Below are 21,811 nucleotides of genomic sequence, written 5' to 3' on the forward strand. Positions count from 1 at the left end.
CCCCGTGGCCTACAACCTTGCAGACCTCTTCGAGCATTCCGTCGACGCGATGCCGGAACGGGTGGCGCTGATCTGCGGCGCCCGTCGCGTCACCTACCGCGAACTGGAGGACCGCGCCAACAGGCTGGCCCACCACTTCCTGGAGGTCGGGCTGACCGCCGGCTCGCACATCGGCGTGCACCTGCACAACTCCATCGAGACCATGGAGACGTTGCTGGCGGCGTACAAGATTCGTGCGGTCCCGGTCAACATCAACTACCGCTACACCAGCGACGAACTCGCCTACGTCTACGGCAACGCGGAACTCGACGCCGTGGTCCATCATCGGATCTACTCGCCGCGCATCGCGGAGGTCCTGCCCTCGCTGCCGAGGATCCGGCACACCGTTGTCGTCGAGGACGATCTCGGCGGCGCCGGTGTGCCCAGCGACTCGGTGCCGTACGAGGAGGCGCTGTCCGGCAGTGGCGACCGGGACTTCGGTGAACGCAGCTCCGAAGACCTGTTCATCATGTACACCGGCGGCACCACCGGACGTCCCAAGGGGGTCGTGTGGACGCACGAGGCGATCTGGCGCGTCCTCGCGGGCGGTCTCGACTTCTACACCGGTGACGCGATCGAGGACGAGTACCAGCAGTCGCGGGTGGGATCGCAGGGTGAGCCGACCCTGTGGTTCGCGTTGCCGCCGCTGATCCACGCGGCCGCGATGATGCCGACGTTCACCGCGCTGTTCAGCGGAAACACCGTTCTGCTGGAATCGAAGTTCGACGCCCACCGGACGTGGGAGCTCGTCGAGCGGCACAAGGTGCAGATCCTCATCATCACCGGCGACGCGATGGGACGGCCGCTGATCGAGGCGCATCAGCCGTCGCGCACCGACACGTCGAGCCTGGGTGTCGTGGCATCCGGGGCCGCGCTGTTCTCACCGGTGATCAAGGACGCCTTCCTCGACGCATTCCCGGGACTGCTGGTGTCCGATTCGATCGGCGCGTCGGAAACAGGCTTCGGCGGAATCGGTTTCGCGACCAAGGGGGAGAAGCAGGTGGGTGGACCCCGGGTGCCCCCTGGCCGGTACGCCCTGGTGATCGACGAGGACGACGTTCCCGTCGAGCCGGGGTCCGGGAAGGACGGCTGGTTCGCGAAGGGCGGATACGTCCCGCTGGGTTACTACAACGACCCGGAGAAGACCCGGGAGATCTTCCGGGAGGTCGACGGGCGACCCGTCGTCGTCACCGGCGACCGCGCGCGGATCGAGGCCGACGGATCGATCACCCTGCTCGGCCGCGGCAACATGGTGATCAACACCGGCGGCGAGAAGGTGTTCGCCGAAGAGGTCGAGAGCACGGTGAAGGCGTACCGAGACGTCTACGACGCCATCGTGGTCGGCGTCCCCGACGAACGGTGGGGGCACCGGGTCTCCGCGGTCGTGCAGGCGCGCGACGGTCGGGGCGTCGACTTCGCCGGACTCGAGGAACACGTGCGGCAGAGCCTGGCCGGCTACAAGATCCCGCGTCTGGTGTGGGTGGAAGACACCGTCCAGCGCACACCGAGCGGCAAGCCCGACTACCGCTGGGCTCAGGGCGTCACCAAACAGCGCGACCCCGACCACCGCACGTGAGTGGCGAAGTGTGCTCCCGCACGCTTCGCCACTCACGTGCGGGTCAGGCAGGAGCGCGGACGACCAGGACCGTTCCCGGGAACTCCGCGGCAAGCTCCTGACGGCTGTGCTTCACGGCCGCGGTGCCGTAGCCCTTCTTCCGGGCGTCGGGGGCGATCCAGATGGCGACGTCGACCTCGCGTCCCGACAGTTCACCGAACACCATGCCGACGGCCGTGTTCTCCGCGGTGTCCTCACACACGAACCATGCGGCGGACTCGTCGTCGACACGGCTCAGGCCTTCCGTGCGTTCCTTCTCGACCCGCTCCGCGGACCACTGCGTGCCCGCGTCGTCGACCTGCTCGCCGCAGCGGCGCCGGAACAGTTCGGCGTCTTCCTCGGTTTCGGTGAATGGCCGGAGGCGGAAGTTTCGCCCGGTGCTCGCCGGCCGGTCCGTCGACGTCCATTCGAGGGTGGCGTCGAGGTCCTTCAGTTCCGTCTGGATGCGGAGCCGTTCGACCTTGGTGAGGCGGCGGAACGTCAGGTTGAGGACGGCTTCCGCGTACGCCTCGGAGGTGTCGAGGAGCCCGGCGACGGTGGTGAGGGCCTCGGCGTGATCCTCGCTGTCGACGATGGCGTCGAGCACCTCGTGGCGCTGTTCGAGCGCACGCAGCAGGACCGCGGTGAGCTCTCGACGGTCGTGTATCCGATCTTGAACCTGTGTACTCATGTCTGCAATTCCTCGCCCTCGGCCGTCGTACAAGTCCGTACGCGTCAATACTGCAAGAAGTCCCCCGACATGGCACCCGTTACTCGGCGGTACATACAAACGCTATCGAGGTGTGCAGACCACGACGGGGATCGTGCGGTCGGTCCAGGCCTGGTAGTTGTCGAAATCCGGATACATGGCGACGAGCCGCGGCCACAGGCGCGCGCGTTCCTCGGGGTCCGCCACGTGGGCGGACATCGGCCGGACCCGCGACTTCACCTGGACGGTCACGTCGGGGTCCGCGCGCAGGTTGAGGTACCACATCGGGTGCTTCGGGAGGCCGCCCTGCGAGGCGACGAGGATGATGCGGTCGCCGTCCTCGAGGAACAGCAGCGGGCTGATCCGCGGCTCGCCGCTCTTCCGTCCGGTGGTGGTGAGCAGGCAGACGGGCAACCCGCGGGGGAAGGCGCTGCCCACCCGCCACTTGCTGCCCAGTCGCCCGCCCGTCCGCCGGTACAGCACGACGTTGATCTTCGACATCCACTTGATGAAGGAGACCGTCCACTTCGAGTCGAGGCCGGGCGGTCGGGCGGGGGCGGGTGCGTTCATCGGCAGATCCTAGATCCGCTCGATGATGGTGCCGGTGGCGAGCGCGCCGCCGGCACACATCGTGATCAGTGCCGTCGACCCGTCGGTGCGCTCGAGTTCGTGCAGCGCGGTGGTGATGAGTCGAGAGCCGGTGCTGCCCACGGGATGTCCGAGTGCGAGCGCACCGCCGTTGACGTTGACCCTGTCCATGTCGGGCTCGTGCACCGACGCCCACGACAGCAGCACCGAGGCGAACGCCTCGTTCACCTCGAACAGGTCGAGGTCGCCGATCTTCATGCCGCTGCGTTCGAGGACGCGCGCCGTGGCCTGGACGGGTCCGTCGAGGTGGAATTCGGGTTCGGAGCCGACGAGCGCCTGGGAGATGATGCGGGCCCGGGGCTTCAGGCCGAGGGCGCGCGCCCTGGATTCGTCCATCAGCATGACGGCGGCGGCGCCGTCGGAGATCTGCGAGGACGTGCCCGCCGTGTGGATGCCGCCCTCGAGTACGGGCTTCAGCTTGGCGAGCGACTCGGCGGTGGTGTCGCGCAGACCCTGATCGCGCGTCACCACCCGGGTCTCACCGGTGAGGTTACCGTCCTTGTCGACGACGGGTGCGGTCACCTGCAGCACTTCCCGGTCGAAACGCCCTTCGTCCCAGGCCTGCTTGGCGCGTGCCTGCGAGCGGACTCCGAGCGCCTCGACGTCGGCGCGGGTGATTCCGCGGCGACGGGCGATGCGCTCGGCGGCCTCGAACTGGTTGGGCATGTCGATGTCCCAGTCGGCGGGCCTGCGTGGTCCGGCGTTCTCGCCGACGTTCGCGCCGAGCGGCACCTGGCTCATCGCTTCGATACCGCAGGCGATTCCGACATCGATCGCGTCCGTGGCGATCAGACCGGCGATGAGGTGGTTGGCCTGCTGGGCGGAGCCGCACTGGCAGTCGATCGTGGTGGCGCCGACCTGCCAGGGCAGTCCGGCGTGCAGCCACGCGGTCCGGGTGATGTTGTTCGACTGCGCACCGGCCTGGGTGACGCAACCACCGATCACCTGCTCCACCAGTTCGGGGTCGATGCCGGAGCGGTCGAGGATGCCCCGCTGAGCGGTGCCGAGGATCTCGGCGGCGTGCAATCCGGACAGCCAGCCACCGCGCTTTCCGATCGGGGTGCGTACTGCCTCGACGATTACTGGTGTGCCCACGGTGGGCTCCTTTCCTTGTCCTCAGAAAATAGAACAGGTTCTGCTATCCGGGCAAGGTCTGAATGAGCTTTCCTTTGCTAGTCGCCCGGCTTGTGCTTCAATGCTAGTAGAACGTGTTCCACATCACGGAGTGGTGTATGGCTTAGGGCAGGAGACAGCAGTGGCGCAGCCCAATCTTCCAGAGGGTTTCGACTTCACCGACCCGGACATCTACGCAGAGCGCATCCCCTATCAGGAATTCGCCGAACTGCGGAAGACTGCCCCGATCTGGTGGAACCCGCAGCCGCCGGAGATCGGTGGCTTCCACGACGACGGCTACTGGGTCGTCAGCAAGCTCGAGGACGTCAAGGAGGTGTCGCGGCGCAGCGACGTCTTCTCCACACACGAGAACACCGCGATCGTGCGCTTCGCCGACGACATTCCGCGCGAGAACATCGAGATGCAGCGCTTCATCCTCATCAACAAGGACGCTCCCGAGCACACCAAGCTCCGCAAACTCGTCTCCCGCGGCTTCACGCCCCGCGCGATCAACAGCCTGCGCGAAGAACTCACCGAACGCGCCGAGAAGATCGTGAAGGAGGCCGCCGAATCGGGGGCCGGCGACTTCGTCACCCAGGTGGCGTGTGAACTTCCGCTGCAGGCGATCGCCGAACTGCTCGGTGTGCCGCAGGAGGATCGCCTGAAGGTCTTCGACTGGTCCAACCAGATGACGGGCTACGACGACCCCGAACTGGACATCGACCCGCAGGCCGCGTCGATGGAGATCCTCGGCTACGCGTACCAGATGGCGGACGAGCGCAAGAAGTGCCCCGCCGACGACATCGTCACGACGCTGATCGAAGCGGACATCGATGGAAATGAGCTGTCTCCCGAGGAATTCGGTTTCTTCGTGATCCTGCTGGCGGTCGCCGGCAACGAGACCACCCGCAATGCCATCACACACGGCATGATGGCGTTCCTGGACCATCCCGATCAGTGGGAGCTCTACAAGAAGGAGCGCCCCAAGACGACGGCGGACGAGATCGTCCGGTGGGCGACCCCGGTCAACTCGTTCCAGCGCACCGCACTGGAAGACACCGAACTCGGCGGAGTGCAGATCAAGAAGGGCCAGCGAGTCGTAATGCTGTACGGCTCCGCGAACTTCGACGAGGATGCGTTCGAGAACCCGGAGAAGTTCGACATCATGCGGGAGAACAACCCGCACGTCGGATTCGGCGGGACTGGCGCCCACTTCTGCCTCGGCGCCAACCTGGCGCGACTCGAGATCGATCTGATCTTCAATGCGATTGCGGATCACCTGCCCGATATCAGTAAGCTGGGAGATCCGCGGCGGTTGCGCTCGGGCTGGCTCAACGGTATCAAGGAGTTTCAGGTCGATTACAAGACTGCGTCAGGCGGTTGCCCGGTCAGACACTGACCCCCTGATTCAGCGGCGTCGGAGGGCACCCTCATCCTCTCCGACGCCGCTGTTCTCTTTCGCCGGCGTGGTGTCCGAGGGAAAGCGGGAGCCACCATGACTGTGCGGTCCGTCGTCGAAGAGGCGGGCGCCGTCTTCTCGGAGCCGGGAGACCCGACCGTCACCGCTGCCCTCGGCGCATTCCTCCGTCGCCTGGACTCCGCACCCCGCCTCCTCGGGTTCGGCGAGCCCATGCACGGGGAGGAGAGTTTTCTGTTGCTCCGCAATCAGATGTTCCGGTTCCTCGTCGAACACGAGGGCTATCGCTCCATCGCGATCGAAAGCAGTTGCTTGAAAGGGATACTCGTCGACTCGTTCGTGCGGGGTGCGGACCACCTGCCGCTCGACGACGTCATGGAGCACGGTTTCAGTCACGGCTTCGGTGAGTCCAGGGCGAACCGCGACCTGGTCGGATGGATGGCCGAATACAACCGTCGGCACGATCCGGGCGAGCAACTAAGGTTCTTCGGATTCGACGGCCCCATCGAGATGACGTCCGCGGACAGCCCGAGGCAGGCCCTGACCTTCCTCGACACCTACCTGCGGACCCACCTCGACGAGCAGGATCTGCCCTGCGCTCCGGACCGGATCTCCGCACTGATCGGCGACGACGACCGCTGGAGCAACCCGGCCGTCGCCATGGACCCGACCCAGGCCGTCGGCGCCACCCCCGAGGCCGCCGAGTTGCGTCTCATCGCCGACGACCTGATGACGCTACTCGCGTCGCAGGCGCCTCACCTCGTCGCCGAAGGCACGCGGGACGAATTGTGGGAGGCCGAGCTTCACGGTCGCGTCGCCACCCGCCTGCTCAGCTATCACGCAGGAATGGCGGAGAACTCTCCACGCCGCATCACAAGGCTCCTGGGAATCCGCGACACCCTCATGGCGGACAACCTGTCCGCGCTGGTGCAGCGGGAGGCCGACCGAGGCCCGACATTCGTCTTCGCTCACAACGGCCATCTGTCGAAAGGGCAAACCCACTGGGATCTCGCCGGACTGCATCTGCACTGGTGGTGCGCCGGTGCCCACCTGGGCCTGCGGCTCGGCGATGCCTACACGGTCATCGGTGGGGCCGTCGGGGAGGCGCCCGGCCACGGCATCGGGACGCCGCCACCCGACACCGTCGAGGGCCGGCTGTTCGCCGTGGGGGAGAGCTGTCTCGTGCCGGCCGCGCCGGTGGCCCGCAGGATCGGAGACGTGGAGAAGCGTGCCGACCCGTCGGGCAACTCCACGTACTTCCCGCTGGACCCCGCGGGCCTCGGCGAACTCGACGCGATCCTCTTCGTCCGGCACATCGACGACGCCGGCACGTGATTGGGGGCGTTCAGGTCTTGCGCAGTGTCTTCATCGCCCGCTCGACCTCCCAGAAGGCCCGCAGGGACGTGATCTTGCCGTCCTCGTTCACGCGGTAGATGAACACGCCCTCGGCGTCGATCTGCGATCCCGCCACCGTGGACCGGATGGTCCCGATGTTCACGTTCTCATTCCCGCACACCAGTGAGTCGGTGATGAGGAACTCGAGCGATTCGGTGGTCGCGATCGTCATGTCGTAGAACCGCGAGATCGCGTCGAGGCCGCGGTGACCCTTGCCTTCCGGGTCGAAACCCGAAGGGCCGACCGGGTCTTCGACAACCGCTTCCTCGGCGAACAGGGCCAGCCACTCGTCCTTGCGCCTGCCGCTGGCCGCCTCGCGGGACGCCTGCCCGGCGAGGCGGGCGGGATGGTCCGTCGTCGTCATGTCCACACCCCTATCCGATGTACTGGTCGGCGAACTTGCGCAACGAGTCCTGCTTGGCCTCGAGCGGTCCGTCGAAGCCGATGCCGTCGAAAACCCACGGGACGACGATCGTGTCGGTCACTCCGGCGTCCGCCAATTCGGCGTAGCCGTCCTTGCCGAATCGGTCGATGCACACGGTCTGGATCTCGTAGGGCAGATCGGCTCGGCCATACTCCTCCCGGAGTTCCCGCAATCGCGCGATGACCTGAACGAGATCGTCGAACTTGATCATCGCGGACGTCCAGCCGTCGCCCACCCGGGCGGCGCGTCGCAGCGCGACGTCGGTGTGTCCGCCGACGTAGAACGGCACCGGCTTCGTCGGCGCCGGGCTCATCTGTAGCCGGTCGAAGTCGAAGAATTCGCCGTGGTACTCGACCATGCCGCCGCCGAGGATCAGCTTGATGACGTCGATCATCTCGTCGACGCGCGCACCGCGCTTCTTGTACGGCACGCCGCACCATTCGAACTCCTCCGGTGCCCAGCCGATCCCGACGCCGAACCCGAAACGGTTGCCGATGAGGTTGGCGACGGAACCCACCTGGCGGGCGAGGAGGACCGGGTTGCGGGATCCCAGTTTGAGGACCTGGGTGTAGAACTCGATCTTCGACGTCACCGCGCCCATGGCGGCCGCCGCGATCAGCGGATCCACCCACGGGGTTTCCTCGTTCCACATCCGCGAGCCGTCCGGTGTGTACGGGTAGTCGGCGCTCTGCTTCTCCATGAAGAACAGTGAGTCAGGGAGGGCGATGGACGAGAACCCGCACTCCTCGGCTGTTTTCGCCAGAGCAGGCAGTTGGTCGAGGGGATTCATGGCGATGCCGACGGTGAACTTCATGGTGATGTCCCGCTCCTAATTGTTCGGCCGGTCGGAACCGACCACCCACATCGAGAAGTACTGCGAACCGCCGCCGTAGGCGTGGCCGAGTGCCTTGCGCGCGTCCTTCACCTGATGATCGCCGGCGCGGTGCATGACCTGCATCGCCGACTCGGCGAACCGGATCATGCCCGAGGCGCCGATGGGGTTGGACGACAGGACGCCGCCGGACGCGTTGAGCGGAAGCCGGCCGCCGATCGCGGTCTCGCCCGCCTCGGTGAGTTTCCAGCCCTCACCCTCGGAGACGAAGCCCAGATTCTCGAGCCACATCGGTTCGAACCAGGAGAAGGGGACGTAGATTTCGGCCACGTCGATCTCGTCGAGCGGGTCCTTGATGCCCGCGGCCTTCCACAGCGCGGCCGCGGCGTCCCGGCCGGCCTGCGGATTCACCTGGTCTCGTCCCGCGAACGTGGTGGGCTCGGTGCGCATCGCGGTGGCGTGGATCCAGGCCACCTCACGACCGTCCGCCGTGACCTGCTCGGCCGCCTCCTCGTTGCCGATCACCATCGCGCAGGCGCCGTCCGAGGACGGACACGTCTCGTCGTAGCGGATGGGATCCCACAGCATCTGCGAGGCCTGTACGGATTCGAGCGTGATGTCGGGTTGCTTGAGGTGGGCGTACGGGTTGAGGCTGCCGTTCAGCCGGTCCTTCACCGCCACCATCGCGCCGATGTGATCGGGTGCGCCCGACCGCCGGATGTACGAGCGGACGTGCGGGGCGAAGTAGCCGCCCGCGCCAGCGCCGACCGGCATGTGGAACGGAATGGGGGTGGACAGCGCCCACATGGCGTTCGACTCGGACTGCTTCTCCCACGCCACCGTCAGTACCCGCTTGTGCACGCCGGACTTCACGAGGCTCGACGCCACCACCGCGGTCGAACCGCCGACCGAGCCTGCGGTGTGCACACGCAGGAGTGGTTTGCCGTTGGCGCCCAGCGCGTCCGACATCGCGAGCTCCGGCATCATCGACCCCTCGAAGAGGTCGGGGGCCTTCCCGATCACGACCGCGTCGATGTCGTCCCAGCCCACCCGGGCGTCTTCCATCGCGCGGTCGATCGCCTCGCGAACCAGCCCCGCCATGGACACGTCGTGCCGTTTCGCGACGTAATGCGTCTGACCGGTGCCGAGCACCGCGGCCAATTGATTCGCCATCAGTTGCGTCCCTCCAAGACTGCGACCAGATTCTGTTGCAGCACAGCACCACTCGTAGCGTGCGCCAGCGTGCGTCCGGCGTTGCCGTCCATGATGGCCTTGGCTGCGTAACCTATGCGTTCCAGACCCGCGGAGAACATCGGGTTCCCGCTCAGCGGGCCGCCCGACGGGTTGATCGCCGTCGCATCGGACAGTCCGATGGCCTCGCGGAGGATCAGTTCCTGATGGGTGAACGGTCCGTGCAGTTCGGCCACGTCGATTCCGCCGACGTCCCCTCCGGTGGCGGCGCGGGCGGACGCCGTCGTCGACGGTGAGACCGTCAGGTCGCGGGCGCCGAAGTTCGGGGAATCGATCCGATGCTCGATCCCGGTGATCCACGCAGGCCGCTCGCACAGCTCACGGGCACGATCGCCCGCGGCGAGCACGACAGCGGCGGCGCCGTCCGTGATCGGTGCGCAGTCGTGGGCGCGCAACGGGTCCGCGACGAACGGGCTGGCGAGCAGCGCGTTGATGTCGACGTGCCCCGACAGCTGGGTGTTCGGATTGCTCTCGGCGGCGGCCCGGCTGCGCGCGGCCACGGCCGCCATCTCCTCGGCCGTCCACTTCCCGGCATCGAGTCCGAGGCGGGCCTGCAGTCCGGCCAGCGACACGGAGTCGAGCGCGAGCGGGGTGACCAGGTAGGGGTCGAGTTGCATCGACAGGATCTTGCGGAGGTTGCCCGCCGACGACTTCCCGAAGCCGTAGACGAGGGCGGTGTCGACCTCGCCGGTCATGATCTTGATCCAGGCCTCGTAGAACGCCCACGCCGCATCCATCTCGACGTGCGACTCGTTGATCGGCGGCACCGCACCGATCGAGTCGACGGCGGAGATGAAGGAGAACGAACGGCCGGCCAGGTAGTCCGACGATCCGGAACACCAGAAACCGATGTCGGACTTGGTGATTCCGAGGTCCTCGTACAGCTGCTGGAAGCAGGGAACCAGCATCTCGACGCCGTTGGTGGTGCCGGTGGTCTCGCGCACGTGTGGTGCGTGCGCGAACCCGACGACTGCGATATCTGTCATTGTGCCGCGCCCTTACAGGTGGTGTTTGTAGGTGTCGTACTCGGCGTCGGGCTCGCCCGTCGGCCTGAAGTACTCGATGTTCTCGAGGGTGTAACCCCACTCCTCGCGCGGCTTCCACTTGGCCTCCACGCGCATGCCCATCCGCACGTCGGCGGCGTCGCAGTCGAGGATCAGGTGCAGGAACGCGATGTCCGCGCCGTCGAGCAGCACGTAGGCAGCGACGTACGGCGGCTTGATCCGCTGTCCGAGGAAGGGGACGTTCACGATGCAGAACGTGGTGACGGTGCCCCTGTCCGGCAGTTCCACCTGCTCCTTCGTCGGGATGCCGTCGGTGGGGTTGGCGCTGCGCGGCGGGATGTACACCTTGCCGTCCGGTCCGGTGCGGCCACCGATCAGCTTGCCCGCCTTCAACCCTCGGAGGTAGTAGCTCTCCTCTGCGGAGGCGGAGTGCATGTAGTCGAGATCGATCGGCGTCGTGACCATCGTGACCGGTTCCGACTCCGCGGACGGGCCGGGCTCGCCCGTCGACTCCCCGGGCTCGAAGCACACGATGTCCTGGATGCGCCCGACCCGCTCCTGCGCCCACCGTGCCCGGACCCGCATACCCGTGCTCATTGCGGCGGGGGAGCCGACGTCCACGGCGTGCACCAGGGACGTGTCGGCGCCGTCCAGCTTGATCAGCGCCCACGCGAAGGGGGTGCTGAGTGGCTGTCCGGCAATCGGTTCCGGCATCCACGTCCAGCTCACCACGGTCCCGGCGTCGGAAACCCCGACGAAGTCGGTGAGAGGTTCGGCGGTGTTCGGATCGAATTCGGGCGGTGGCACGTAGACGCGTCCGTCCGAACCGCGGGCGCCGATGACCTTGCGGTCGCGCAGCGCGGTCACGAAGGCTCCGATGGTCGGACCCACCGATCGGGTGTAGTCGAATTGAAGTTTCAGCGGGGCGCTCAACGGTTCGTTCGAGAATTTTTCGGCCACCGCGCTCTTTCCCATGCTCACAACTTCGAGTAGAACAGGTTCTAGTGTTTGTGGCAAGGGTCACTTCTGACGACGGTCGATGTGGAGGCACACGATGAAGCTCGGGTTGCAACTGGGATACTGGGGCGCACAGCCGCCGGCGAATGTCCCGGAGTTGATCGCCGCGGCCGAAGCCGAGGGATTCGACGCCGTCTTCGCTGCCGAATCGTGGGGATCCGACGCCTTCACCCCCCTCGCCTGGTGGGGTTCGAGCACCGAACGCGTCCGCCTGGGCACGTCCGTCGTCCAGATCTCCGCCCGCACACCCACCAGCACCGCCATGCACGCACTCACCCTCGACCACCTCAGCGGCGGCCGGGCGATCCTCGGGCTCGGCGTGTCCGGGCCGCAGGTCGTCGAAGGGTGGTACGGGCAGCCGTTCACGAAGCCGCTCGCCCGCACCCGCGAATACGTCTCCATCATCCGGAAAGTCCTGTCGCGGGAGGAACACGTCACCAGCGACGGCCCGCACTTCCCGCTGCCCTACACCGGGCCCGGCAGTACCGGCCTCGGGAAACCGCTCAAGCCGATCACCCACCCGTTGCGTTCCGACATCCCCATCTGGCTCGGCGCCGAAGGTCCGAAGAACGTCGCGCTCACCGCCGAGATCGCCGACGGCTGGCTCGCCATCTACTACTCGCCGCGCCTCGCACCCATGTACAACGAATGGCTCGACGAGGGTTTCGCCCGCCCCGGCGCCCGTCGCAGCCGCGAAGACTTCGAAGTCGCGGCCACCTGTCAGGTGATCGTCACCGACGACCGCGCCGCCGCCATCGCCGGCCTCAAACCGATCACCGCCCTGTACGTCGGCGGCATGGGTGCCCCCGAACTCAACTTCCACGCCCAGGTCTACACCCGCATGGGCTACGGCGAGCAGGTCGAGGAAATCGGGCGCCTCTTCCGCGCCGGCCGCAAAGACGAAGCGGCCGCCGTCGTCCCCGACGAGATGGTCACCGAGACCATGATCATCGGCAACGTCGACGAAGTCCGCGCCGACGTCAAACGCTGGGCCGACGCCGGCGTCACCATGCTCCTCGTCTCCTGCCGCGACGCCGACCACGTCCGCGAACTGTCCGCGGCGGTCCTCGGCTGACCTCCCCCTTCCTCCTCCCGCCGCTCCCTTTCCTCCTCCCGCCGCTCCCTTCCGGACGAACGGGACGCTCGTTGCGTCAGATCGAACGAGCGTCCCGTTCGTTCGAGGGGGGAAGGTGAGTTATCCACAGGCGCGCAGATTCGGCCTGTCGTGACGGGCGGACCGCTGGCAGCATGAGCTGATGCGACGGGGGATTTGGGGACAGCGGCCGGAGTTGCTCGATCAGGTGGGAGTGGCCGGCGTCGTCCGGGCGTCGGACCTGGAACGTCTCGGTCTGGCTCGATCGACGATCTCTGCGCGATGCCGGTCCGGTGGGCCGTGGCAGCGGCTTCTGCCGGGAATCGTTCTACTCCAGAACGGGCAGCCGTCGTTCCAGCACCGAGTGCTCGCAGCTCGTCTGTTCTGCGGTCGCGACTCGCTCGTCACAGGACGCTCGGCACTGCGGTGCCACGGCTTCGGGAGCTACTCCGGTGACGTGGACGTGCTCGTCGCAGTCGATCGCCGCGTGCAGTCGACGGGCTTCGTCAAGGTCGAGCGCACGTCGCGCATGCCCGACGCCGACGTGCGCGGAGATGTCGCGTGCGCACCGTTGCCGAGGGCACTGCTCGACGCGGCGCGCAGGTGCACGACCGTCGACGCGGCGCGGGCAACGATCGCGGAAGTCGTCCAGCGCGGAGCGGTCACCGCGGAAGAACTCGTCGTCGAACTCGAGGCGGGCAGTGGTCGCGGATCCGCGATCCCCCGGATCGTGCTGCGGGAAATGACGGCCAACGTCCACTCCGTCTCCGAGGCGCATGCGCGTCGGTTGTGGCTGCGCAGTGGGCTTCCCGAGATGATGTTCAACAGGAAGATCGCCGATGTCGGCGGACGGTTCATCGCGATGCCGGACGGTTGGATCGACGAGGTCGCGTTCGCCTGGGACATCGACTCGCTCGATTGGCACCTTGCGCCTCAGCAGTACAAGCACACGGTGGAGCGTCGGACGCGGATGCAGAACGCCGGCATCATCGTGCTGCCGACACTGCCGAGCGCTGTTCGTGATCAGCCGGAGCGGGTGATCGCCGACCTCCGGGCCCACTTCGAGCTCGCCGCGTCGCGTCCGAGGCCGAATGTTCGGATGCTGCTCTAGCCGTGCCTGGACGAACGGGACGCTCGTTCGATCTGACGCAACGAGCGTCCCGTTCGTCCGGAAAGGGGAGGGGACCGCCGGGGTCAGCGGCCCTCGAATTTCGGCGCGCGCTTTTCGGAGAAGGCGCGGGGGCCTTCCTTCGCGTCGGCGCTCTTGAAGACCTCGGTGCCGAGGGCGGCGTCGACTTGAAATGCCTCCTCCTCGTGCATGCCTTCGGTGTCGCGGATGGTCTTCAGGATCGCCTGGACGGCGAGGGGTCCGTTGGCGGAGATGAGGTCGGCGAGTTCGAGGGCCTTGTCGAGGGCCTGACCGTCGGGGACGACGTGTCCGATGAGGCCGATCTCCTTGGCCTCGGGGGCCTTGATGTGACGTCCGGTCAGCAGGATGTCCGCGGCGACGGTGTACGGGATCTGCCGGACGAGGCGCACGGCGGAGCCGCCGAGGGGGAAGAGTCCCCATTTGGCTTCGGAGACACCGAATTTGGCGCTCTCCCCGGCGACCCGGATGTCGGTGCCCTGCAGGATTTCGGTGCCGCCGGCGATGGCGGGACCCTCGACTGCGGCGATGAGGGGCTTGGTGAGGCGCCGTCCCTTGAGGAGCGCCTCGATCTTCGACAGGTCCCAGCCGCCGCCCGAGAACGAGTCGCCGGGGTGCTGTGACGTCATGGCCTTGAGGTCGGCGCCCGCGCAGAACGCGCCGCCTGCGCCGGTGAGGATGGCGACCCGGATGTCCGGGTCGGAGTCGACCTGATCCCACGCGTCCCGCATGATCGCCATCATTTCGCCGGACAGCGCGTTCTTCGCCTCGGGGCGGTTCATCGTGACGATCAGGACGTGCCCGCGCTTCTCCACGAGGCAGTGCGGCGACTGTGCCGAAATGTCGGATTTCTCGGTCGTTGTAGAGGACACTGAAGTCTCCCGAAGGGTGTGTGAGCTGGCTCTCAAATTGGGTCTTGCCAGAAACGGTAACACGTTCTACTTTGTTGACGTGGCCCTTAATATCGCAGACCTCGTAGAGCACGCAATCGACCTCGTTCCGGACCGCGTCGCGTTGGTGTCCGACGACCGGGAAGTGACGTACGCGCAGATGGAGGAGAGGGCCAATCGCCTCGGCCACTACCTGCGCGAACAGGGTGTCCAGCCCGGCGACAAAGTGGGCATCTACTGCCGGAACACGATCGAGGCGATCGAGGCCATGGTGGCGGTCTTCAAGATCCGTGCCGTGATGGTGAACGTCAACTACCGGTACATCGAGAACGAGTTGCAATACATCTTCGACAATTCGGACATGGTCGCGCTCGTTCACGAGCGCCGCTACTCCGACAAGGTGGCGAACGTGCTCCCCGAGACGCCGCTCCTGAAGACCACCGTCGTGGTCGAGGACGGCACCGATCTCGACTACGAGGGCATCGAATACGAGGCCGCACTGGCGCAGGGTTCCCCCGACCGCGACTTCGGCGAGCGCACTGGCGACGACCTGTACATGCTCTACACCGGTGGCACCACCGGCAAACCCAAGGGCGTCATGTGGCGTCACGAGGACGTCTGGCGGGTGCTCGGCGGCGGCATCAACTTCATGACCGGTGAATACGTCGAGGACGAGTGGGACCTCGCGAAGCTGGGCGCCGAGAGCCCCGGCATGACCCGCTTCCCGATCCCGCCGATGATCCACGGCGGCAGCCAGTGGGCGGTGTTCCAGAGTCTGTTCGGCGGCGGAAAGTGCGTGATGCACCCCGAATTCGACGGCCACGACGTGTGGCGGATCGTCGATCAGCACAAGGTCAACCTCATCTTCATCACCGGCGACGCGATGGCACGACCGATGCTCGACGCGCTGGTGGAGGGCGACAAGGCGAGCGGCGAGCCCTACGACCTGTCGTCGCTGTTCTTGATGGCGAGTTCGGCGGCGCTGTTCTCGCCCAGCATCAAGGAGAAGTACCTCGAACTGCTGCCCAACCGGATGATCACCGACTCCATCGGTTCGTCCGAGACCGGTTTCGGCGGCCTCAGCGTGGTCGCGAAGGGTGACTCGCACGGCGGCGGCCCGACGGTGAAGATCGACGCGTCCACCTCCGTCCTCGGCGAGGACGGCAACCCGGTCGAACCCGGCTCCGGCGTGATCGGCATCCTGGCGCGCAAGGGGCACATCCCCATCGGCTACTACAAGGACGAAGAGAAGACCAAAGCCACGTTCAAGGAGATCAACGGCATCCGCTACTCCATCCCCGGCGACTTCGCGCAGGTGGAGGCGGACGGCACGGTGACGATGCTCGGCCGCGGGTCGGTGTCCATCAACAGCGGCGGCGAGAAGATCTTCCCCGAGGAGGTCGAGGGCGCGCTCAAGTCGCATCCGGACGTTTTCGACGCCATCGTGGTCGGCATCCCCGACGAACGGTTCGGCCAGCGGGTCGCCGCCGTCATCCAGGCCCGAGGTGGGGCGCGCCCGAGCCTGCACGAGATCGCCGACGCGGCACGCAAGGAGATTGCCGGATACAAGGTTCCGCGCAGCCTCTGGTTCGTCGACGAGATCAAGCGCTCGCCGGCGGGTAAGCCCGACTACCGCTGGGCCAAGGAACAGACCGAGACCCGACCGGCCGACGACCACAACGGCAACGGCTCGCCCGAAAGCAAAGGCGCGTAAATGCACACCAGTTTGAGCGAGAAGTTCGGCATCGAGTACCCGGTCTTCGGGTTCACTCCCTCCGAGCACGTGGCCGCGGCGATCTCCCGGGCCGGCGGTCTGGGTGTGCTCGGTTGCGTCCGGTTCAACGACCCCGAGGAACTCGAGGCCGTCCTGTCGTGGATGGACGAGAACACCGACGGCAAGCCGTACGGTGTCGACATCGTGATGCCTGCGAAGGTTCCCACCGAGGGCACATCGGTGGACCTCGAGTCGCTGATCCCCGCGGAACACCGCGCGTTCGTCGACCGGACCCTGGCCGAGCTGGGGGTGCCGCCACTGGATTCGGGCGCCGAACACGCGACCGGTGTGCTCGGGTGGCTGCACTCGGTGGCGCGCTCGCATGTGGACGTCGCGCTGAACCATCGAATTGCGTTGATCGCCAACGCTCTCGGTTCGCCGCCGAAGGATGTCATCGACCAGGCCCACGAGAAGGGCGTTCCGGTGGCCGCGCTGGCCGGCGCCGTGGAGCACGCGCGCAGGCACGTCGCGAACGGTGTCGACATCGTCATCGCGCAGGGGTACGAGGCCGGTGGGCACACCGGTGAGATCGCGTCGATGGTGCTGGTTCCCGAGATCGTCGATGCCATCGGTGATTCCGCCGCGGTCCTCGCGGCCGGTGGTATCGGCAGCGGACGTCAGGTCGCCGCTGCGCTGTCGCTGGGGGCGGCGGGGGTGTGGATGGGGTCGTACTGGCTCACCACCTCCGAGTACAAACTCGGCAGCGCGTCGTCCGAGGGGCCGTCGGCGATCCAGCGCGCCCTGCTCGGTGCGACGTCCGCCGACACGGTGCGGTCCCGGATCTACTCGGGCAAGCCCGCGCGCCTGCTCAAGACCAAGTGGACCGACGCCTGGTCGAAGCCGGATGCACCGGCGCCGCTGCCGATGCCGCTGCAGAATCTGCTGGTCAGCGAGGCACATCAGCGGATCGCCGCGTCGGAGAACCCGGATGTCGTCGCGATGCCGGTGGGACAGATCGTCGGCCGGATGAACGAGATCCGTCCGGTGGCCGAGGTGATGGACGAACTCGTCAAGGGCTTCGACTCGGCGGTGTCCCGCCTCGACAGCTTCCGGTAGCCGATGTGAGTGGCAAAGTATGCGTCAGCACACTTTGCCACTCACCTGGGGGAGTAGCCGGTTCCGTCGCGGACCCACACCGGATCGGTGCACTCGGCGGCCTCGACGCTCAATACGCGGGTGAGGACCTTGAATGTGGCGGTCCGCGGGAACTCGGCACACACCCGGATCAGACTCGGGCGCTGCTTCGGACCCAGATCGGACTGCGCGTCGAGGAAGCGTGTGAAGGCCACGGGATCGAAGTCACGCGTCGGGACGACGGCCGCCATCACCCGGTCCCCGACGTCGGGATCGGGCACCGCGTACACCGACACCTGGGCGAAGCCGTCGTACCGCATCAGGATGCGTTCGATGGGCGCCGAACCGATGTTCTCGCCGTCGACGCGCAACCATCCGGAACTACGTCCCGCGAAGTACCCGAACCCGTCGGCGTCCCGGTACGCGAGGTCGCCGCTCCAGTACTTGCCGTCGCGGATCCGCTCGGCGTCGGCCTCGGGATTGTTGTAGTAGCCCGCGAACGCCCCCGATCCCGCGACGTTGACGAGTTCGCCGGTCGCGGCCTCGGCATTGAGCACCCGGCCGGCGGAATCGAATTCGGCCGGGGGACAGGGGCTGCCGGTCTCGGGGTCGAGGATCGCGATGCCCTCGGGGAGCTTGCCCAGAGAACCTGCCGGCGCCTCGGGGCTGCCGGAGATGGCGACACCGCCCTCGGTGGAGCCGAATCCGTCGACCACCGCGGTGCCGAAGCGGCGCGAGAACGCCGCGACCGCGGGCGCGGACCCCTCGTTGCCGTACATCACCCGAAGGGTGTTGTCGGCGTCGTCGGACATTTCCGGGGTAGCCAGCACATACGACAGCGGCTTTCCGACGTAGTTGGCGTACGTGACGCCGAATTTCCGCACGTCGGACAGGAAGTTCGACGCGGAGAACTTGCGCCGCAATGCAATCGAGCTGTGTCCCGCGAGCGCCACGGACCACGCCGCCATCATGGCGTTGGAATGGAACATGGGCATCGACATGTAAACGACGTCGTCCGGGGTCAGGCCGAAGCGTTCGGCGAGCATGATGCCGGGGCCGGTGATCTTCGCGTGGGTGCAGCGCACCGCCTTCGGATCGCCGCTCGTGCCCGACGTGAAGATGAGCATGAACAGGTCTTCGGCCGCGGCGGCCCTCGGCGTGAATTCGGGGCGCTCGCCGGCGAGCAGGGCATACCAGTCCGGTGAATCCACGTTGACGACGGGAACGCAGGGGTCGAGACCGTCCAGCAGCGCGGACCGCCCGGATTCGGTGAAGACCACCTGGCAGTCGGCCAGCGCGATGTCGCGGGCCAGTGCCGCCCCGCGTCGAGTGGTGTTGAGCCCCACGAGGACGGCGCCGGACAGCGCCGCCGCTCCGGCGAGGAGCGAGAACTCGGGGACGTTGTCCATCAGCACACCGAAGTGCCGGGGCCGCTGTGCATCGAGCAGGTCGTCGAGGACAGCCGCGCGCCGCAGGCTCGCGCGTACGTGTTCGGACCACGACAGGAACCGGTCCTCGAAGTACAGGCCCTGGGCGTCGGACTTCGAGACGCCCAGGAGCAGGTCCGATACCGTGCGCGCAAGCGTGGCGGTCATGCCGGGACGGTGGCCAGTTCGGCGCCGAGGATCCGCAACTGCTGCGTGGCCGAACCGAGCCGGAATTCGAGTGCCTTGGCCGCGAGGAAGTACCGATGCACGGGGTGGTCCTCGTCGAGTCCGACGCCACCGTGGACGTGGACGAGGGTATGGGCCACCCGGTGTCCGGCGTCGGACGCCCAGAAGTTGGCGGTCTGGATGTCGCCTTCGCTGGGCAGGCCCTCGCTGAGCCGCCACGCCGCCTGCCACAGCGTGAGCCGGACGCCCTTCACGTCGATGTAGCCGTCGGCGAGTCGCTGGGCCACGGCCTGGAAACTGCCGATGGGCCGACCGAACTGCACCCGCTCGCGGGCGTAGGCCGCAGTGAGTTTGAGGGCTTCGTCGAGGACGCCGTACTGGTACGCGCAGGCGCCGAGCGAGCCGCGCTCGACGAGCCAGTCCACGATCTCGCCGCCCTGGTCGGCGGCGCCGAGCACGCGGTCCTCGGCCAGCGACACTCCGTGGAGGGTCACCTCACCGGTGCTGGCCAGGTCGACGGTCTGCTGGCGGGTGACGGTCACTCCGGCGTCGTCGGGGCGGACGAGGAAGACGGCTACACCGTCCGGGGTAGTTGCCGGGACCAGGAAGAGGTCGGCGGACGGCGCCGCGTCGACGACGATCTTGGTGCCGTCGAGGGTCCAGCCGTCCGCGCCGCGTTCGGCACGCGTGACGGGCGCACCCGGAGTGTCGTTGAGTTCCTCGTCGAGGGCGACGGTGAGGATCTTCTCTCCACGCGCTGCCGGAGTACCCCAGTCGGAACGCTGCCGTTCGGTTCCGAACTTCGCGATCGCCCCTGCCGCCATCACGATCGACGACAGATAGGGCACCGGCGCGACGGCGCGGCCCAGTTCGACGAGGATGCTGCACTGCTCGAGGACGCCGAAACCGTCGCCGCCCACCGACTCCGGCAGCGCGGCGCTCAGGACACCGGACGACGCGAGCGCGGACCACAGGCGGCGATCGAGGCGGTCCTCCGCGTTGTCGAGTTCGCGCAGCCGGTCGTTGGTGACGAGGTCCGAGACGATTCCTCGGGTGAGGCCGGCCAGGTCCTGCTGGGCCTCGGTGGGGGTGAAGTCCATTGTCGTAGTCCTAACGCTTCGCGGGGGGCAGGCCGAGGGCGGTCATGGCGATGATGTCGCGCTGCACCTCGTTTGTTCCGCCGCCGAACGTGAGGATCAGCGACGACCGGTGCATCCGTTCGAGTCGCCCGCGGAGCAGGACCCCGGGGGAGTTCTGCCGCAGCGTGGCCGAAGGTCCGAGGATCTCCATCAGCAGCCGGTACGCCTCCGTGGCGAACTCCGTGCCGTAGACCTTGTTGGCCGACGCCGCCTCCGGGCCCGGCGCGTGGTCGGTGGACGAGGCGATCTCCCAGTTCATCAACTTGAGGTACTCGGCCTTGGCGTGGACCCGGGCCAGATTGATCTGCACCCATTCCTGGTCGATGACGCGGCGCCCGTCCGGCAACTTGGTGTTCTGCGCCCATTCGCGCACTTCACGCTGGGCGGTGAGGACCGGCCCGGCGGAGGTCAGGGCGACGCGCTCGTGGTTGAGCTGATTGGTGATCAGTGCCCAGCCGCCGTGTTCGGGGCCGACCAGCGCGGACGACGGAACCCGAACGTCCTGGTAGTAGGTGGCGCTCGTGTCCGGACCCGCCATCGTGTGGACCGGGGTGTACGAGAAGCCGTCGGCGGTGGTCGGGACGATCAGCATGCTGATGCCCTTGTGCTTCTTGGCTTCGGGATCGGTGCGGCACGCCAGCCACACGTAATCGGCGTAGGCGATCAGGCTCGTCCACATCTTCTGGCCGTTGATGACGTAGTCGTCGCCGTCCTTGACGGCGGTGGTCCGGAGGCTGGCGAGGTCGGTGCCCGCTTCGGGCTCGGAGTAGCCGATGGAGAAGTGCAGTTCGCCGGCCGAGATCTTGGGCAGGAAGAACGCCTTCTGCTCGGGGGTGCCGAAGTGCATGATCGTCGGCGCCACCGAGTTGATGGTGAGGAAGGGGACCGGGGCGCCGGCGATGGCGGCCTCGTCCGTGAAGATCAGCTGCTCCATGGCCGACCGTTCCTGGCCGCCGTACTCCTTGGGCCACCCGAGCGTCAGCCAGCCGTCCTTGCCCATCTGAGCGACGACGTCGCGGTAGACGTTGCCCTCGCCGTATTCGCCGGTGGTGGCGGCCAGTGCCTCTCGACGCTCCGGCGTCATCAGCTTCGCGAAGTACGCGCGCAGCTCTTCCCGCAGCTGCTGCTGCTGCGGTGTGTAGGTGATGTGCATCGAAATACCTCTCCAGTCCGAGAGCGGAAGCAGCTGAAATCTGGCACAGGTTCCAGTCTCTGCGGTGCATTCGCGGAGTCGGCCCCGGCCGGCCCCGGAGCGTGCCCGGTAGGCGTGCTCGCAGTCGTGGAACGAATCATTGCACACGACTGGAACAGGTTCTAGTGTTATCGCAGGAACGGAGTGCGCCGCAGCCCGGCGGCACCCGGATCCGCGAGTGACGAGACGAGGAGAAGTGAGGGTTGCCATGGAGGTCAGAGTCGATTTCGACCGTTGCGAGGCCAATGGTGTGTGCGTGGGGATCGCACCCGACATCTTCGAGCTCGACGACGACGATCAGCTGCACATTTCGAGTGCCGTTCCTCCCGCTGACCGGGAGGAAGACGTGCGTACGGCGATCGCCCAGTGTCCGAGGGCCGCGCTCACCGAGCACCCCTGAGGATTGTTGCCCGGAATGAGAACACGTTCTACAGTGACGTCGACCT

The 21,811-nt window shown here is 67.0% G+C and carries 20 protein-coding genes; 8 read left to right on the forward strand and 12 right to left on the reverse strand.

Features of this window, described 5'->3' with window-relative positions; all coding sequences use genetic code 11:
• The first annotated feature begins 4 nt into the window (after positions 1-4).
• Positions 5-1,615 carry an acyl-CoA synthetase gene (locus tag ACLIVD_RS05115; RefSeq protein ID WP_491932061.1) on the forward strand — a complete coding sequence of 537 codons (1,611 nt, stop codon included), beginning with the start codon at positions 5-7 and terminating at the stop codon, positions 1,613-1,615.
• Between the two features lie 43 nt (positions 1,616-1,658).
• Here ACLIVD_RS05115 and ACLIVD_RS05120 read toward each other — a convergent pair whose 3' ends face one another.
• From ACLIVD_RS05120 to ACLIVD_RS05130, 3 genes are all read right to left on the reverse strand, one after another.
• Positions 1,659-2,324 carry a GNAT family N-acetyltransferase gene (locus ACLIVD_RS05120; RefSeq protein WP_317569827.1) on the reverse strand — a complete coding sequence of 222 codons (666 nt, stop codon included), beginning with the start codon at positions 2,322-2,324 and terminating at the stop codon, positions 1,659-1,661.
• A 102-nt stretch (positions 2,325-2,426) separates the two neighbouring features.
• On the reverse strand, positions 2,427-2,912 hold the full coding sequence (locus ACLIVD_RS05125; RefSeq protein WP_491932062.1) for a nitroreductase family deazaflavin-dependent oxidoreductase: 486 nt from the start codon (positions 2,910-2,912) through the stop codon (positions 2,427-2,429).
• 9 nt (positions 2,913-2,921) lie between these two features.
• Positions 2,922-4,085, reverse strand: coding sequence for a steroid 3-ketoacyl-CoA thiolase (locus ACLIVD_RS05130; RefSeq protein ID WP_491932063.1), 1,164 nt, complete (start codon positions 4,083-4,085; stop codon positions 2,922-2,924).
• 160 nt (positions 4,086-4,245) lie between these two features.
• Here ACLIVD_RS05130 and ACLIVD_RS05135 point away from each other — a divergent pair, with 160 nt between their 5' ends.
• Together ACLIVD_RS05135 and ACLIVD_RS05140 are read left to right on the forward strand one after the other, a co-directional pair.
• Positions 4,246-5,502: a cytochrome P450 gene (locus ACLIVD_RS05135; RefSeq protein WP_105412819.1), complete on the forward strand. Its 1,257-nt coding sequence runs from the start codon at positions 4,246-4,248 to the stop codon at positions 5,500-5,502.
• A 96-nt stretch (positions 5,503-5,598) separates the two neighbouring features.
• On the forward strand, positions 5,599-6,855 hold the full coding sequence (locus tag ACLIVD_RS05140) for an erythromycin esterase family protein (protein ID WP_491932064.1): 1,257 nt from the start codon (positions 5,599-5,601) through the stop codon (positions 6,853-6,855).
• 10 nt (positions 6,856-6,865) lie between these two features.
• Here the strand turns inward: ACLIVD_RS05140 and ACLIVD_RS05145 are convergent, their stop codons facing one another.
• The 5 genes from ACLIVD_RS05145 to ACLIVD_RS05165 are packed head-to-tail and all read right to left on the reverse strand — an operon-like array spanning position 6,866 to position 11,401.
• A complete protein-coding gene (locus ACLIVD_RS05145) occupies positions 6,866-7,279 on the reverse strand; it encodes a nuclear transport factor 2 family protein (RefSeq protein WP_283330543.1) in 414 nt (137 codons plus the stop codon).
• Between the two features lie 10 nt (positions 7,280-7,289).
• Positions 7,290-8,153, reverse strand: coding sequence for a TIGR03619 family F420-dependent LLM class oxidoreductase (locus ACLIVD_RS05150; protein WP_283330544.1), 864 nt, complete (start codon positions 8,151-8,153; stop codon positions 7,290-7,292).
• A gap of 15 nt (positions 8,154-8,168) precedes the next feature.
• Positions 8,169-9,344, reverse strand: a complete 1,176-nt coding sequence (locus tag ACLIVD_RS05155; RefSeq protein WP_009477750.1) for a thiolase family protein — start codon at positions 9,342-9,344, stop codon at positions 8,169-8,171.
• The gene (locus tag ACLIVD_RS05160; RefSeq protein WP_280778869.1) at positions 9,344-10,408 is read right to left on the reverse strand and encodes a thiolase family protein; all 1,065 of its coding nucleotides are present in this window, start codon (positions 10,406-10,408) and stop codon (positions 9,344-9,346) included. Before ACLIVD_RS05160 ends, ACLIVD_RS05155 begins: the two co-directional genes overlap by 1 nt.
• Positions 10,409-10,420: 12 nt before the next feature.
• Positions 10,421-11,401 (reverse strand): Zn-ribbon domain-containing OB-fold protein, encoded by a 981-nt coding sequence (locus tag ACLIVD_RS05165; RefSeq protein WP_491932065.1) that lies wholly within the window; start codon positions 11,399-11,401, stop codon positions 10,421-10,423.
• Positions 11,402-11,480: 79 nt separating this feature from the next.
• Here ACLIVD_RS05165 and ACLIVD_RS05170 point away from each other — a divergent pair, with 79 nt between their 5' ends.
• Both ACLIVD_RS05170 and ACLIVD_RS05175 read left to right on the forward strand, forming a co-directional pair.
• Positions 11,481-12,518 carry an LLM class F420-dependent oxidoreductase gene (locus ACLIVD_RS05170; protein ID WP_280778867.1) on the forward strand — a complete coding sequence of 346 codons (1,038 nt, stop codon included), beginning with the start codon at positions 11,481-11,483 and terminating at the stop codon, positions 12,516-12,518.
• 181 nt (positions 12,519-12,699) lie between these two features.
• Complete coding sequence (locus ACLIVD_RS05175; RefSeq protein WP_491932066.1) at positions 12,700-13,647, forward strand: hypothetical protein; 948 nt, start codon at positions 12,700-12,702, stop codon at positions 13,645-13,647.
• A gap of 83 nt (positions 13,648-13,730) precedes the next feature.
• Here ACLIVD_RS05175 and ACLIVD_RS05180 read toward each other — a convergent pair whose 3' ends face one another.
• Positions 13,731-14,555 carry a crotonase/enoyl-CoA hydratase family protein gene (locus ACLIVD_RS05180; protein ID WP_009477755.1) on the reverse strand — a complete coding sequence of 275 codons (825 nt, stop codon included), beginning with the start codon at positions 14,553-14,555 and terminating at the stop codon, positions 13,731-13,733.
• A 79-nt stretch (positions 14,556-14,634) separates the two neighbouring features.
• On the opposite strand from ACLIVD_RS05180, the gene ACLIVD_RS05185 reads away from it, so the two are divergent.
• Both ACLIVD_RS05185 and ACLIVD_RS05190 read left to right on the forward strand, forming a co-directional pair.
• Complete coding sequence (locus tag ACLIVD_RS05185; RefSeq protein WP_280778865.1) at positions 14,635-16,287, forward strand: acyl-CoA synthetase; 1,653 nt, start codon at positions 14,635-14,637, stop codon at positions 16,285-16,287.
• Positions 16,288-17,403, forward strand: a complete 1,116-nt coding sequence (locus ACLIVD_RS05190) for an NAD(P)H-dependent flavin oxidoreductase (protein ID WP_005262901.1) — start codon at positions 16,288-16,290, stop codon at positions 17,401-17,403.
• A gap of 41 nt (positions 17,404-17,444) precedes the next feature.
• Here ACLIVD_RS05190 and ACLIVD_RS05195 read toward each other — a convergent pair whose 3' ends face one another.
• The 3 genes from ACLIVD_RS05195 to ACLIVD_RS05205 are packed head-to-tail and all read right to left on the reverse strand — an operon-like array spanning position 17,445 to position 21,326.
• Entirely contained in the window at positions 17,445-19,016 is a 1,572-nt protein-coding gene (locus tag ACLIVD_RS05195; RefSeq protein WP_491932067.1) for a long-chain-fatty-acid--CoA ligase, read from the reverse strand.
• Positions 19,013-20,134 (reverse strand): acyl-CoA dehydrogenase family protein, encoded by a 1,122-nt coding sequence (locus ACLIVD_RS05200; protein ID WP_283330550.1) that lies wholly within the window; start codon positions 20,132-20,134, stop codon positions 19,013-19,015. Before ACLIVD_RS05200 ends, ACLIVD_RS05195 begins: the two co-directional genes overlap by 4 nt.
• 10 nt (positions 20,135-20,144) lie before the next feature.
• Positions 20,145-21,326, reverse strand: a complete 1,182-nt coding sequence (locus tag ACLIVD_RS05205; RefSeq protein ID WP_054245864.1) for an acyl-CoA dehydrogenase family protein — start codon at positions 21,324-21,326, stop codon at positions 20,145-20,147.
• Positions 21,327-21,573: 247 nt separating this feature from the next.
• Between ACLIVD_RS05205 and ACLIVD_RS05210 the strand changes: the two genes are divergently transcribed.
• Entirely contained in the window at positions 21,574-21,765 is a 192-nt protein-coding gene (locus ACLIVD_RS05210) for a ferredoxin (RefSeq protein ID WP_005262894.1), read from the forward strand.
• Positions 21,766-21,811: the final 46 nt, after the last annotated feature.

It is taken from the genome of Rhodococcus sp. G6(2025) (assembly GCF_058628105.1).